The organism is Lysinibacillus fusiformis (genome assembly GCF_003049525.1).
In the GTDB taxonomy this organism is placed as follows: domain Bacteria; phylum Bacillota; class Bacilli; order Bacillales_A; family Planococcaceae; genus Lysinibacillus; species Lysinibacillus fusiformis.
Window position 1 is genome coordinate 392721 of record NZ_PYWL01000002.1, and the last position, 14408, is coordinate 407128.

The following is a 14408-nucleotide window of genomic DNA, read 5'->3' on the forward strand; positions in this document are numbered from 1 at the left end:
AATGTTATTCGAAAAAACTATTGTAATTATAATAAATGCTTGATAACATAATTGAATTGTAATGAAAAATCATTCGATTAAAATAATTTGCTATAGTTAAAAACTTCTAAGGAGCACATCAATTATGCAACAAAAAATACCTTTCTCAACCTATGCAGTCATCGGTACTATGTTATTTGGGCTGTATTTTGGAGCAGGGAATCTTATCTTTCCAATCCAATTAGGTCAATTAGCAGGGACCCATTTTTGGCTTGGATTAATCGGATTTTTAGTCACAGCTATCGGTCTACCATTCCTCGGAATTTTAGCGATTGGTTTATCAGGTAGTAATGGCTTACGCGATCTAGCGAGCCGTGTTCATCCCGTCTTCGGTATTGTCTTTTCATTGGCCCTTTACTTAACAATTGGCCCGTTTTTTGCCATTCCACGTACAGCGACCGTACCTTTTGTAGTGGGCTTTGAGCCATATATTCAAGCACAGCATGTTACATTATTGCTTGCCGTGTTTAGCTTCATTTTTTTCGCCATCGTTTTTTACTTCTCGTTAAATCCAGCAAAAATTATGGATTACATTGGTAAATATTTAACACCAGCCTTTTTAATTGTGTTATTCATTTTAATTATTACGAGTATCGTCAAGCCGATGGGGGATTTTCAACAACCGATGGGCGATTATATAGATGCTGCCTTTATGACAGGCTTTAAAGAGGGCTATAATACGATGGATGCTTTAGCTTCCCTTGCCTTCGGGATTGTGGTCATTAATGCAATTAAAAGTGCAGGTATTTCAGATCGGAAGGAAATAGCGAAGGCGACATGGACGTCAGGTATATTTGCAATGGCCCTTATGATGCTTATTTATGGCCTGATTACGTATATGGGTGCTTCTAGTATTTCAGCTGTAGGTACCTTTGATAATGGGGGTTTAATTTTTGCCTCAGTGGCAGACCATTATTTCGGTTCATTCGGTGCTATTTTATTAGCCGTTATCATTGTGCTCGCTTGTTTAAAGACAAGTATCGGCTTAATCACTTCATGTAGTGAATTTTTCCACGAAGTGTTTCCGAAGATTAGCTATAAATGGTTTGTATTTTTATTGTGTGTTGTATCCTTCATCATTGCCAACTTCGGATTAAACAATATTATACAGTTCGCCATCCCAGTTCTTATGTTCCTATATCCACTTGCGATTGTTTTAATATTACTGGCTCTTAGCTCATCGTTCTTTCACAATAAGCAAACGGTGTATGCCATCGCGATGATTTTCACATTTTTCATTAGCGTAATAGACGGCTATAAAGCCTTAGTAGTAAGTGTGCCTGAAGCGCAATTACATGTATTTGATGTTGTAGAGAAGGCTTATTCTTCCATCTTACCGTTTTATGATATAGGGTTAGGGTGGATATTGCCTGCGGTTATTGGAGCAATACTTGGAGCTCTAATTCCATCTAAAAAGTACTATAATTAAAAGTAAGCACGCACAGAAAATGAAATCTGTGCGTGCTGTTTTTTTACGATATTAGTAAGCAGTCCATCCACCATCGACAGCAATGACTTGTCCGTTCACAAAGCTCGCTTCGTCTGAGCCAAGGAAAATAGCTAACTGAGCAATTTCCTCAGGTTGACCAGCACGAGGATTAATCGATAAACCAAGTGATTGGCGTGCTGCACCTGTTTGACTCATATTTGTCATGGAAGAGGCGATATTCGTCATAACTGCCCCTGGCGCAATACCATTACAGCGAATATTTTTATCAGCATACATAAAGGCTGTATTTTTAGTTAATCCAACAACGGCATGTTTAGACGCAGTGTATGCAGCTCCTGCACGTGCACCGTATAAGCCACCAGCAGAAATATTATTGACAAAGACACCATGTCCTTGAGCAAGGAAAATGTCTGTGGCCATACGCATTGAGCGCATCACAGCTGTTGTATTCACCGCGAATACTTTATCCCAACGATCATCAGAGATTTCTCCAACTGGCTCCATACCATCCATGATACCTGCATTATTGACTAAAATATCTAATTGTCCATAGTTACTTTTTGTTTCATCAAATAAACGTTGTAAGTCTTCTGTTGATGCGACATTTGTTTGAATGGCAAACGCTGTACCCCCAGCCGCTTGAATGCCTTCCACAACCGCTTGGGCACCATCTAAATTTAAATCTGAAACGACAACCTTAGCACCTTCTTTTGCATAACCTTCTGCTATAGCTTTCCCCATCCCTGAAGCTGCACCTGTCACAATTGCTACTTTACCTTCTAATCTCATCTCAAAGACCTCCTCATACTATTTTTCGATAGATATTGAACATCTGTTCATTAAAATCATATAATAAATATGAAAGCGATTTCAATATGCAAAATATCCGGATGTGTTGAGTAATCAACACTTTTGGAAAAACTGTTTACTAAGGAGCTGAAAAAATTGTCTACAACAGATTTACGTATTATTAAAACAAAGCAAGCTTTACACGCCGCCTTATTGACACTGCTTAGTCAAAAGCCTTTGGAGCAAATATCCATTGCAGAAATATGTAGAGAGGCCAAGGTGAATAGAGGAACCTTCTATTTGCATTACGAGCAAAAGGAAGGACTCTTTGAAGAATACTTTCAAGAGATTATGGAGGATTTATACCAATCCTACGAAGAACCTTATCGTGCCGTGACAACATTGGATACACATCAACTAGATCCGAACACGATTCGTATTTTTCATCATATTGAACGCTTTAAAATGTTTTATCGGATTGTGTTTTCCAAAAATGTCCCATTGACATATTATTACATGCTGTTTGACGGAATTTACTCATTGCTAAAGAGAGACATTACCTTACATCACGAGCATCAAATGACAGAATCAATTTCGATTGATTATTATAGCGCCTACCAAGCAAACGCGATTATCGGACTCATTATCCAATGGTACCGTGGGGACTTTAGCGACAGCGTAAGCGTCTTAAATCAGCAACTCGCCACTATTTTGAAAAATGTCCGTAGTGGAGGATAGAGCGTAAAAAGAGGAGATGGGACGCTTGAAATGAAGCGAAATGAAGAAATCGGTGGATAGAACGGCCGAAGTGACGGATAGAACATTGAAAGTGACGGATAGAGCGGAGAAAGTGGCGGATAGAACGCTCAAAGGGATGGAAAAAACGCTCAAAGTAGTGGATAGCTCACTCAAACTAACGGATAGCCCCACCCCGTCCATCCAGAAATGAACAGAGCAAGGGGCTATAGCATACAACTAACTAGAGGTAAGAGCAGGAGCGGGCTTGATTGCTACGGTTACTGTAGCGATTGCCAGAGTGACTAGGATGATGATGGCTAAGGAGCTACTGTTTTGTAGTAAATTAGCGGCACTTCCTCCGAAAATAATAGTGTAATAGCCATCGGCACCGTAAGTAGCGGGGAGCATGGCAGCTAATTGCTGGTAGCCTTCAGAAAGCATGGTTTTCGGAACGAGTACTCCAGAGGTTACTAATTGGAGAGATAGAGCACAAATATTGAAGACCATGCCGATATTTCCAAAGAGAATGACGAAAACTTGTGCTAGGCAAAGGAAAGCTAGAAACAGCACAGATTGGAAGAAATAGATGGATAGAAAGCTTTCATTACTGGAAATAGTAAATAGATGCATTAAGCCGATTGTAAGGAATGGTAAAGTGAGAGCGACTCCAACATTGAGCAGCTGGCGTGCAAGGAATAATTGCCATTTTGAAACACTACTTTGTACCATTTGTGCGGCTTGCTGATGTTGCATAATCATCACCATAGCCCCTACAAAGGAGGAGATGATGACCATTAGTGGGACAAAGTTTGCTGCAAATCCCTCTACATCATTCGTTTTAACGATGGTCGCATTGACGGCATGATCTTTAACTGTCATCACGGTTGTTTGGACAGATGCGTTTATTTGCTGTGAGGTATTTTGCTCAAATGGAAGCTGGGCAAATTGTTGGGAAAAAACCTCGATCGCCTGATTTTGTTGTAATGGGTAGAGCATTTGGTTCATTTCTTCTGTTAATTGCTTAGCTACACCATCCATCATGTTTTTCGCAACACTAGCATTGGCCTGATTAATCGAATAAATGATTTCAGCTTTTTCTCCTGTCCGAAGCTGCTTCGTAAAATTAGCTGGAATTTGCATAATCATATTAATCTGGCGTTCATTGAGTGCTTGCTCGGCATCCTTCCTAGAGGAATACTCTTTTAGCGTAAATGGAATGTTGTCCTTCATGTCCTTTACTATTTGCGACCCCATTTCTGTATCTTCCGTCAACAAGCCTATCGATAATTGATCAGCTCGCTCATTGACGCCGTCATAGGCTGTCATCCAAATTGTAAAGAAAATTAATTGAAAGGCAATTGCAGCAACAATGCCAATATATGTTTCTCGAATTCTCAATAAAGTTTGTAAACCTCTCATTTTTAATCCCCCTTAATAAAGTAAGTACTTACTTGCATTGAAAGGAAAAATTTTTTCTAGGAAACGAGTCCCCTAGAAAAAATAGCAACACTTGTCTGTAATAGTTCTTCGGTTGGTATGTCAGACACCATAGTACCAAGACGTGCACGTGACATAAAATGACCAAAGTTAAGAGCAATTAGTGATAACGCTGCAGCTTCAAAATCAACCTCTCTTATCTTCCCTCGTTGTTTCATTTCTTGGAAGTATTGGCATAATTCCTTTTTGATTAGAAGAGGAATATTTGCAATTTCCTCACTAATTTCAGGAAACTGAATGGACTCCTTAAAGCCAATCATCACCAAATCTTTAATCGACATTAAAAAATCAAAATGCTTTAATGAGAAGTTTAATAAATCTTTTTCTAAATCCCACGTAACGTTTTGATGGATCTCCTGTTGTAAAAGGGGATAATACGAAAATTGTTCGACTATGGCTTTCAAGAGGCCACGCTTATTGCCAAAATGGCGGAAAAGTGTAACTTCATTGACGCCGGCTAATTCAGCAATCGTTTTCGTTGTGGCGGCAGTATAGCCCTTTTCACTAATCAATTGTAGAGCAGCTTCGATGATTCGTTCTGCGGTTCCCTTTGTTGTCAATCATAAACTTCCTTTCATGCAAGTAATCACTTACATGCTAGCATAGTGCATAATTCTCTGCAACAAAATTATTTGTTTCAAGGAAATAATTAGCAATAAGAACATTGACAACTATATCGACGGCTGATATAGTTTAGATGTATCGGCTGACGATATATTGGTGGACGATATAAAGGAGGATTGTATGACACAGGAGCATCCGCCGTTAACTGAAGGCGTATATTATATTTTATTAGCATTGTATGAGCCTAGACATGGTTATGGCATCATGCAATTAGTAGAGGAAATGAGTAGTGGGCGAGTACGCTTAGGCGCAGGTACCATTTATGGGGCCATTAAAACTTTACTTGAACGAGGCTGGATTGAGGCGCTCGATGAGGATGGTCGCAAGAAAGAATATGTAATTACAGAAACTGGGGATAAGTTAGTTGAATATGAAATTTTGAGATTAAGGGAACTTTTTGACAATGGTATCCGTATAACGAGAGGAGTTGAATAATATGCATAAATATCGTTTGATGATTAATCCATATGCAATTGAAAAGTGGGTCAATAACATGGCTTGCCAGGGCTGGCATCTGAAAAAGTTTACATGGATTCGTTTTACGTTTGAGCGTGGAGAAGCAGGCAGCTATATTTATCGCCATGATGAATTAGAGCGATTTGGAACTCACTACGAAGAGGACTATCTAGCATTTTTAAAAAGTTCAGGCATTGAACAAGTTGATCGCTCTGGTAATTTTGTGTTTTTTAGAAAGGCTTCCCAGGGAGGTCCGTTTGAGCTTTATACGGATAAAAAAACTAAAATAGGAAGTCTGTCAAAAAAGATGGCACTCTTTTTCCCTCTTATTCTACTTAATTTATATTTTGGTATTTCAGGCTTGATCGGCGATTTTTCTCACGAAATGACGAATTGGATAGGGTTTATTTTACATAGCTTAAATCTAATTATAGTCATCTTATTCTCTTTCCCATTATATAGGCTTAGACGAGTCCGCAATCGATTGAAAAAGGAGTTAAATATATTTTCAGATTAGTGGACGTCTATTATTTTCTGGGAAATCAGAAAATAACAATAAATCTAGTAGGGGTGAAAGGATGGAAAAAAGAATATACCGTTTTTTTATAGATTATGAAAAGGAAGAACGGTGGGTCAATGAAATGGCAGACCGGGGGTGGAATTTAAAAAAAGCAGTTGTAGGTTATTTTATTTTTGAAAAAGGAACACCACAACAATATATTTATCGGAATGAATTAGTGAATAGCAAATCGAAGGACTATTTTGAGTTTCTAGAGGAGATGAATATAGAATGTGTGCACAAATTCGGTGTTTGGGCGTATTATCGAAAACCAAAGGCAGAAGGGCCATTTGAATTATTCTCAGATACTACCTCTAAAATTAGCTATATAAAGTCGATGAATCGTATTTTTATAGTACTGTTGCTATTCAATATAGTGGCTGGGCTTTATAATTTTTCGATGGGAGCTTGGGGACCTTCTGTAACAATCGTCAACACTAGTGTAGGATGTTTAAATTTTATCGTATCCATAATGGTGTGTATCTCTATATTTAAAAATGAAAACCGTAAAAAAAGATTGAAAGAAAATTTACATATATTCGAAGGATAAGGAGGGTGACAACATGACTTTACAGTTACAGCATGTCACGAAGAAGTACAAGGATTTTACGGCTGTAGATGGATTGAATTTTACAATTGAAAAAGGTGAAATCTTTGGTTTGATTGGCCAAAATGGTGCGGGGAAAACAACTACATTCCGTATGATTTTAGATTTACAGGAGACAACGGCAGGTACAATTACATGGAATGGTCAGCCAGTTAATGCGATTAACAGAGACGTCCTAGGATATTTACCTGAGGAACGTGGTATTTTCCCGACGATGAAAGTAGAGGAGCAGTTGTACTTTTTTGGTGAGCTACGTGGGATGAAAAAAGCCGAGCTGAAAAAGGAAATTGATTTTTGGATTCAACGTTTTGAGCTGGAAGAAAAACGAAAAGATAAGGCTGAAACACTATCAAAGGGGAACCAGCAAAAAGTACAGCTTATCGCCAGCTTTATCCATAAACCTGAATTTTTAATTTTGGATGAACCGTTTAGTGGATTGGATCCGGTTAATAAGGACTTACTGAAGGATGCCATTCTACTTTTAAAGGAACAGGGTACAACAATTTTGTTCTCTAGTCACCAAATGGATAATGTGGAGGAACTTTGTGATCACTTATGCCTATTAAAAAGAGGTGTTTCATTATTTTCTGGTAGTCTACTAGATTTAAAGAAACAATATGGCAAAACAAAACTGGCAGTACGGACAGATTGGTCAACAACACAGCTATTGGCGTTAGAAGGCGTCAAGGATGTACGTGTTGAGAAGGAACAAACAGTTTTAACATTAGTGGATGAAAGCTTTGCCCAAAGTATTTTTGAGCAGCTTTCCAATGGGAAGTATATTGAAAAATTCAGCCTGGATTATTTATCATTAGATGAAATCTTTAAAGATAAGGTAGGTGGCAATGTTGTCGAAGTTTAATTTATTGATGAAACAATTATATAAATCAAAAATAAAATCAAAATCCTTTATTTTAATGACATGTTTATATGTACTTGTAATGTCTGTAGCTGTTTTCTGGTCCGAAATTAAAGAGCTATTTACAGGTGATGATGAAGCACAGCAAATTGCCATTATTAATGAGACATCTGCTGATTTAAGTGGTATCTTTGTTTCCAATGGGGATATGGCTTTTATCCAAGATGAAAAGGATAGACCGACACTTGAAAAAAAAGTGAAGGACGGCAAACTAGATGCCATTGTGACGATTAACGATCAAGGTGGTCAGCTACAAGCAGAAATTGCTACGTTTACACCCCTGAAATTAAACGATCAATCGTCATTGTCATCCTTATTACAATATGCTGGTCAGCACTATGCCGTACAGCAATTATCGCTTTCACCTGAACAGGCAGCACAAATTATGGCCGCTCAAACTACGATTTCCACTAAAAACTTAAATGAGGAATCAACGGGTGGAAAAAGTGAAGAAGAAAAGCAATCAGGTTTAGTTGTTTCCTATGCAGTTGGAATTTTAATTTATTTCTTTATTTCTACATTCCTATCTATGATTACGACTGAAATTGCCTCTGAAAAGGGCTCAAGAGCAATGGAAATGCTTTTAGTAAGTGTCAAACCAACTACTCATTTTAAAGCAAAAATTGCAGGTGTATTACTGCTTGCTTTAACGCAGATGGGCATTCTTGCAGCAGTATTCCTGATTTATGCTAAGCTCGTAAAAGGCGGTATCGTTTGGGATGCGGCTGCTAGCATTGTCAAAGAATTGTCTGTTGGCTATGTTATCTATGCCATTGTATTCCTATTGCTAACGGTTGTCCTGTATCTTATCATTGGCGCATTATTTGGCTCATTAGTATCGAAAGTAGAAGAAGCAGGTCAGGTATTAATGCCTGCCATGATTATTACGATTATCGGCTTCTATGTGATGCTAACAGGGATGGGTAATCCAGATACAATCATCATTAAAATATTCTCGTATATTCCATTAACATCAGGAATGATCATGCCTATGAGGATAGGTGCTACAGATATCGGAGGGTTAGTTCCATTACTATCTTTAGGTATTTTAATCGCAACGATTATAGTCGTGTACCTATTTAGCTTATCGTTCTATAAACGTAGTGTACTGACATATAGCTCAGGCGGGGTCATTCAAAAAATTAAAACAGTTTTAAAGGTTACCACTTAAATGATAAGCAGCTACACGATGATGTAGCTGCTTTTTGGTTGTTTCATGCCAACGTTAGAAAACAATGTAAAGGAATTTGCGTAATCAGTCGAATTTTGTTTAGAAAGAAGCTATAATTTAATAAAGAGCTTGAAATTGGTTTTGTCTTTCTATCGGAAATGAAACCTTTTTCCAAAGTAATCGTAAGTAAATTGTAGAGATAAATTGCAGGGGGTAAAACGTATGTCTGAATTCAACAATGATCTTTTAAAATCCAAGGACCCATTCGCTACTGAAAATCCTTTATTACAACCTAATCCGCTTATGCAACAAGAGCCTGAACAAAAGCCAGTACTTGTATCTGAGCAAGAGCTTTCACAAATTGCGCAAAACCAGCTTATGTTAAAGAAAGATCCAGAGGTTCATGCACTTGCTAAACGAATTGATGTTAAAGATCAAATTGCCATGCTAGAGCTTGGGAAAGAAACAGCAAGTGGCATTTCTACTTTTTCTGATAAAATGCTGGCTACTATGAAGTCCAGCAAACTAGAAGAATCGAGTGTCCTTTTAAATAATCTCAATAAAATTATGGATAAATTTGATCCTCAAGATTTCTCGGAGGAGAAAAAAGGTGGCTTTATTTCCAAGCTCTTTAATAAAGGAAAAGAGCAATTGGAAAAGTTTCTATCTAAATATGACAGCATGAATAAGGAAGTAGATGTCATTTACCGCGAAATTCAAAAATATGAAGGTGAAATGAAGCGAAATACAATTGACCTTGAAAATCTATACGATCAAAATTTAAATTACTTCCAATCTTTAAGTAAGTTTGTCGCTGCGATTGAAGTAAAGATAGAAGATGTTCGTTCAACATTACCGGCCCTTGAACAAAAGGCTCAGACGGGCGATCAATTAGCGGCAATGGAATATGAAACAATGCTACGTGCAGTGGAATTATTAGAGCAACGTCGCTATGATTTAGAAATGGCGCAGCAAGTATCATTCCAATCTGCACCTCAAATACGTTTAATGCAGCAAGGTAATAACCATTTAATTGCGAAGATTAACTCAGCCTTTGTGACGACAATCCCTATTTTCAAACAAGGTTTAATTCATGCCGTTACTTTAAAGCGCCAAAAGCTGATTTCCGATTCTATGATTGAGCTAGATCGCCGTACGAATGAAATGCTTGTGCGCAATGCTGAAAACATTAGTAAAAACAGCGTTAATATAGCACGAGCAGCAGGTAGCCCGAGCATAAAAATTGAAACAATTGAAACAACATGGCAAACGATTATGTCTGGTATTCAAGAAACGAAGCAAATTCAAGCTGAAACAGCGAGAAGTCGTGAAGAAGGTCGTAAACGTATTGAACGTTTGCAATTAGAATATGAAAAATTGAAAAAAATGTAATAATCGAAGCTTCTTGTAGAAATTTCTGCAAGAAGCTTTATTTATTTTGTTTGCGTTAAATGTTCTTTGACAAAAAGGAAAATACTGATTATGATAAAATTAAATGAGAATGATTATCAAATGAAAAAGGAAGCGAACAGATGTTATACAAAGCAATACGATTACATGAAATCATTCGTGGAGGAGTGAAATGATGACCAATAAAATAAAATCCTCTACATTGTCGTATGAGCCTTTTGAAGATGGAACGCTTGCTCTTAACGCAGCTGAAACTTTAATGCTTATTCCACAAAGCCGTTATTTAGAGTTATTGCATAAGGAAAAAGTGTACAGTGCGAGGCATACAGATTTAGATCATAAGCAAAATGGTATAGAACAAGAACGAAAGACATTAAAAAAACAAAATGCAGCACTTACAGAGGACTTGCAAAAATCTAAGCAGCAAAACATAGTCCTGCAAAAAAAAGTAACGGAATATAATTGCGTGGTAGAGGAAATGCAGGTGCTCCGACAACAAAATACGGAGCTATTAATTGAACTGAGTAAATATACGTCCTTGTCGAGAGAGTCATTAACGGGACCTCTTAAGTCGATGATTCGAAATATGCGAGAGCAAGGGGTTGGTATAAAGGAAATCCATATACGCATCAAACGCCAAATCAATCCAGATATTAGCTATAGTACAGTGCGTAAATATATCTCCGAGCTAGAATCAGAGCAGAAGGATGGACGGTGATCTAAGGCGTCTAGAAATTTGGCATTTACAGCTGCCACTCAAAGCTCTATAATGAGTCTATTCTTTAACTAGTTTAATATTATGTGAGGTCGCAATTGATTTCACTATGAGTAGGGAGCGTTAGTGGCAATGTCAAATGAGAAAAAAGGGGTTTTGGCGGCATTTTTTGCCTATGCCTTTTGGGGTGCCTTTCCTCTCTATTGGAAACTACTTGAACATGTACCAAGCATGGAGATTTTATTATCCCGAGTGATTTGGTCGTTTGTCTTTACTGTACTGGCTGTCATCGTATTTCGAATGCGTAAAGACCTTATCGCGGACTTAAAATATTTATGGTCACATCAAAAGCATTTCTGGCAGCTTGCGGGTGCCTCCTTCGTCATTTCAATGAACTGGTACTTGTATATTTGGGCAGTAACCCATAACCATTTAATTGAGACAAGCTTAGGCTATTATATTAATCCGCTCATATCTGTTATTTTTGGAGTAATTTTCTTTAAAGAATCATTGAGTCGCGCACAATGGGTAGCGACAGGAATTGCCTTTATGGCTGTTATTATTTTAACGATCAATTATGGCTCTGTACCATGGGTAGCACTATTGATTGCGCTATCTTTTGCGATATACGGCGTATTGAAAAAGAAAATTACACTGGATGCGACGAGAGGATTAGCTATTGAAACATTATTAATCCTACCATTTGCTTTAGGCTATTATGTGTATCTATTTACAACCCATCAAGCTTCGTTTTTACATGTTGATGTAAAAACAGATATTTTGATGATTTTCAGTGGTTTAGTAACAGCTGTACCACTCATCCTATTTGCAAAAGGTGCACAAAATATTCCATTGTATTTATTGGGCTTTATTCAATATGTTTCACCAACTATTGTATTGATTTTAGGTATCGTACTGTATAAAGAGCCATTTAGTCAGATAGAGCTTTTAGCATTTAGCATCATTTGGGGAGCATTATTACTATTCTCAGGTTCCAAGATTATAGAAACAAGAAAAGCTCATCATAAATCAGTAGACTTGTAGAATATTCTACAAGTCTTTTTTTATTCAATGGACTACATGGAGAGCGTACCTTTACAATTTAGTCAACATATAGTAAGATGATGTCAATAATTAGATAACAATGATAAAAATTGAGAGGTGCTTTTTGTGAGTGCGGTAGGTTCTAACTAGGTAAAAATTAAATGAAATAAATGATATGGCGACAGGGGGATATATGTCATGAACAGACCCCTTATTTGGTCATGGATTTATTTCAAAACCTATGTAGATGCCTACAATACTTTATCAAGCGGTGCATATATGGATGAAACTTCTGAAAATGAGGTTTTATTTGTAGTGCTATGAACACTCGCCTTTTGAAGATAGAGCTGTGGGGATTCCTCACAGCTTTTTTTAGTTTATTTAACACTTCATTGCTATCTAATATTGGGTAGGTATCTTCATGAATGATAAATATCAGAATGAGGAGCATATACAAATGAATTTTACTACGCTAGAGAAGTTACAATACCAAGAATTAAAAGATATCGTTAAATCCTATTGTGTAAGTGGATTGGGCAAACAGTTATTAGATAAATTAATGCCAAGCTCAAACTTAGCAGTTGTAAAAACTCGCTTGAATGAAACAACTGAGGCACGGGTAATCGTAGATGCGGAGGGTCATGTCCCATTTTTAGGCGTATCCAATATTGAGCATATCATGACCAAACTGGCAAAAGGGATGATCTTGGACCCCAGTGAGCTCATCAGCATGTCAGACTTTTTACGAGGCTGTCGTAACATTAAAAAATTCATGTTGGATAAGGAATTTTTTGCGCCAGTTCTTTCATCTTACGCGAATTCGATGGCTGAATTTAAAAGTGTGGAAGAAGAAATTAATTTTGCTATAAAAGCTAATCGCGTTGATTCAGCTGCTAGTCGAGAATTGAAGCGGATTCGTCATCATATCGAAACGACAGAGGAAAAAATAAAAGACCGCTTAACAAAATTCTTGAACAACAGTGCCAATAAAACGTATATACAAGAGTTCTTTATTAGTCAAAAGGATGAACGCTATACGATTCCAATTAAGGCTTCCTATAAAAACCATGTACAAGGTACGATAGTGGAAATCTCCTCAAAGGGTGCAACTGTTTTTATGGAGCCAAGTGTGGTCGCTAAATTAAATGGAGAATTAGCTACTTTAAAGGCTGAAGAGGCGGTGGAGGAGTATCAGATTTTAGCATCTTTATCGGGGCTTTTAATGGATCATCTTCACGCCCTCCATATTAATATGGAGTTGATTAGCCAATATGATATGGTTTTTGCTAAAGCAAAATTTAGTAAACAAATTGGCGGTATGGAGCCACGCCTCAATGATTATGGCTTCATCCAAGTAATCAATGGTAGACATCCTTTATTATCAGGGAATGCTGTGCCACTTCAATTTACGATTGGAAAAGATTATAGGAGTCTAATTATTACTGGACCAAACGCAGGCGGGAAAACGGTCGTGTTGAAAACAATTGGCTTATTAACATTGGCGACAATGTCCGGCTTTCATATCGTGGCAGATGAGGGCACTGAATTGGCTATATTCGATCATATCTTTGTCGATATAGGTGACAATCAAAGTATGGAAAATGCGCTAAGTACGTTTTCATCACATATGAAAAATCTCTCCGACATTATGAGAGCATCCAATAACCATACACTATTATTATTTGATGAGATCGGCAGTGGTACTGAGCCGAATGAAGGTGCGGCACTGGCTATTGCGATTTTGGAAGAGTTCTATCAAATGGGCTGTATGACAGTAGCGACAACACATTACGGAGAAATTAAACGATTTTCAGAGATGCATCCAGACTTTATGAATGCGGCTATGCGATTTAATAGTGAAACATTAGAGCCTTTGTATCAGTTGATGATTGGCACGTCTGGAGAGAGTAATGCTCTTTGGATTTCTAAAAAAATGAATGTCCGTGCAGAGGTTTTGCAACGAGCACAGGATTATATGAATAATAAGGATTATCAGCTGACTCGGGTGCAGGATAGTAAAATTCGTAAGCCGAAAGTAGAGAAAGCTGGCAGGGCAGCAATCGTTAAATTTGCCAAAGGGGACCGTGTGAAATTATTGGATCATGATGATGTCGGGCTTGTTTATCAAGAGATGAATCAGTTCTATAATGTCACTGTGTACTATAAGGGTCAAATGCTAGAGGTTCATGTGAAACGACTTGCATTAGAGCTACCGGCAACCGAATTATACCCTGAAGGCTATGATCTTGAGACCTTATTTGTCGACTATCAAGAACGTAAGCTTCAGCATGATATTGAGCGGGGGTCCAAAAAAGCATTACGCAAAATTCATAAGCAAATAAAAGAAGATCAGCAAAAGTAAAAACAAGGGATTGCACGAAGCGGTGCAA

General features: G+C 37.6%; 15 protein-coding genes. 12 read left to right on the forward strand and 3 right to left on the reverse strand.

What is annotated here, in order from left to right:
• The first annotated feature begins 124 nt into the window (after positions 1-124).
• The gene (gene brnQ, locus C9J29_RS06775) at positions 125-1468 is read left to right on the forward strand and encodes a branched-chain amino acid transport system II carrier protein (RefSeq protein ID WP_089984998.1); all 1344 of its coding nucleotides are present in this window, start codon (positions 125-127) and stop codon (positions 1466-1468) included.
• Positions 1469-1519: 51 nt separating this feature from the next.
• On the opposite strand, the gene C9J29_RS06780 is transcribed toward brnQ, so the two are convergent.
• Positions 1520-2278: an SDR family oxidoreductase gene (locus tag C9J29_RS06780; RefSeq protein WP_008175594.1), complete on the reverse strand. Its 759-nt coding sequence runs from the start codon at positions 2276-2278 to the stop codon at positions 1520-1522.
• Between the two features lie 156 nt (positions 2279-2434).
• On the opposite strand from C9J29_RS06780, the gene C9J29_RS06785 reads away from it, so the two are divergent.
• On the forward strand, positions 2435-3016 hold the full coding sequence (locus tag C9J29_RS06785) for a TetR/AcrR family transcriptional regulator (RefSeq protein ID WP_043989981.1): 582 nt from the start codon (positions 2435-2437) through the stop codon (positions 3014-3016).
• A gap of 237 nt (positions 3017-3253) precedes the next feature.
• Here C9J29_RS06785 and C9J29_RS06790 read toward each other — a convergent pair whose 3' ends face one another.
• Positions 3254-4435, reverse strand: coding sequence for a YhgE/Pip domain-containing protein (locus C9J29_RS06790; protein ID WP_089984994.1), 1182 nt, complete (start codon positions 4433-4435; stop codon positions 3254-3256).
• Positions 4436-4491: 56 nt separating this feature from the next.
• Positions 4492-5073, reverse strand: a complete 582-nt coding sequence (locus tag C9J29_RS06795) for a TetR/AcrR family transcriptional regulator (protein ID WP_089984992.1) — start codon at positions 5071-5073, stop codon at positions 4492-4494.
• Positions 5074-5257: 184 nt separating this feature from the next.
• On the opposite strand from C9J29_RS06795, the gene C9J29_RS06800 reads away from it, so the two are divergent.
• From C9J29_RS06800 to C9J29_RS06840, 10 genes are all read left to right on the forward strand, one after another.
• Positions 5258-5572, forward strand: coding sequence for a PadR family transcriptional regulator (locus C9J29_RS06800; protein WP_107921830.1), 315 nt, complete (start codon positions 5258-5260; stop codon positions 5570-5572).
• A gap of 1 nt (position 5573) precedes the next feature.
• Positions 5574-6110, forward strand: coding sequence for a DUF2812 domain-containing protein (locus tag C9J29_RS06805; protein ID WP_089984990.1), 537 nt, complete (start codon positions 5574-5576; stop codon positions 6108-6110).
• A 61-nt stretch (positions 6111-6171) separates the two neighbouring features.
• Positions 6172-6702, forward strand: coding sequence for a DUF2812 domain-containing protein (locus tag C9J29_RS06810; RefSeq protein ID WP_008175608.1), 531 nt, complete (start codon positions 6172-6174; stop codon positions 6700-6702).
• 13 nt (positions 6703-6715) lie between these two features.
• Positions 6716-7621, forward strand: a complete 906-nt coding sequence (locus C9J29_RS06815) for an ABC transporter ATP-binding protein (RefSeq protein WP_008175611.1) — start codon at positions 6716-6718, stop codon at positions 7619-7621.
• Positions 7605-8849, forward strand: coding sequence for an ABC transporter permease (locus C9J29_RS06820; RefSeq protein WP_089984988.1), 1245 nt, complete (start codon positions 7605-7607; stop codon positions 8847-8849). The genes C9J29_RS06815 and C9J29_RS06820 overlap by 17 nt, the downstream gene beginning before the upstream one ends.
• Before the next feature lie 222 nt (positions 8850-9071).
• Entirely contained in the window at positions 9072-10241 is a 1170-nt protein-coding gene (locus C9J29_RS06825; protein WP_036125048.1) for a toxic anion resistance protein, read from the forward strand.
• A 190-nt stretch (positions 10242-10431) separates the two neighbouring features.
• Positions 10432-10977 carry a hypothetical protein gene (locus C9J29_RS06830; RefSeq protein ID WP_008175615.1) on the forward strand — a complete coding sequence of 182 codons (546 nt, stop codon included), beginning with the start codon at positions 10432-10434 and terminating at the stop codon, positions 10975-10977.
• Positions 10978-11106: 129 nt separating this feature from the next.
• Positions 11107-12018 (forward strand): EamA family transporter RarD, encoded by a 912-nt coding sequence (rarD, locus tag C9J29_RS06835; protein ID WP_036125050.1) that lies wholly within the window; start codon positions 11107-11109, stop codon positions 12016-12018.
• Positions 12019-12216: 198 nt separating this feature from the next.
• The gene (locus tag C9J29_RS24920) at positions 12217-12342 is read left to right on the forward strand and encodes a hypothetical protein (protein ID WP_008175617.1); all 126 of its coding nucleotides are present in this window, start codon (positions 12217-12219) and stop codon (positions 12340-12342) included.
• 133 nt (positions 12343-12475) lie between these two features.
• Positions 12476-14380, forward strand: a complete 1905-nt coding sequence (locus C9J29_RS06840; protein ID WP_107921831.1) for an endonuclease MutS2 — start codon at positions 12476-12478, stop codon at positions 14378-14380.
• The last annotated feature ends 28 nt before the right edge of the window (positions 14381-14408 follow it).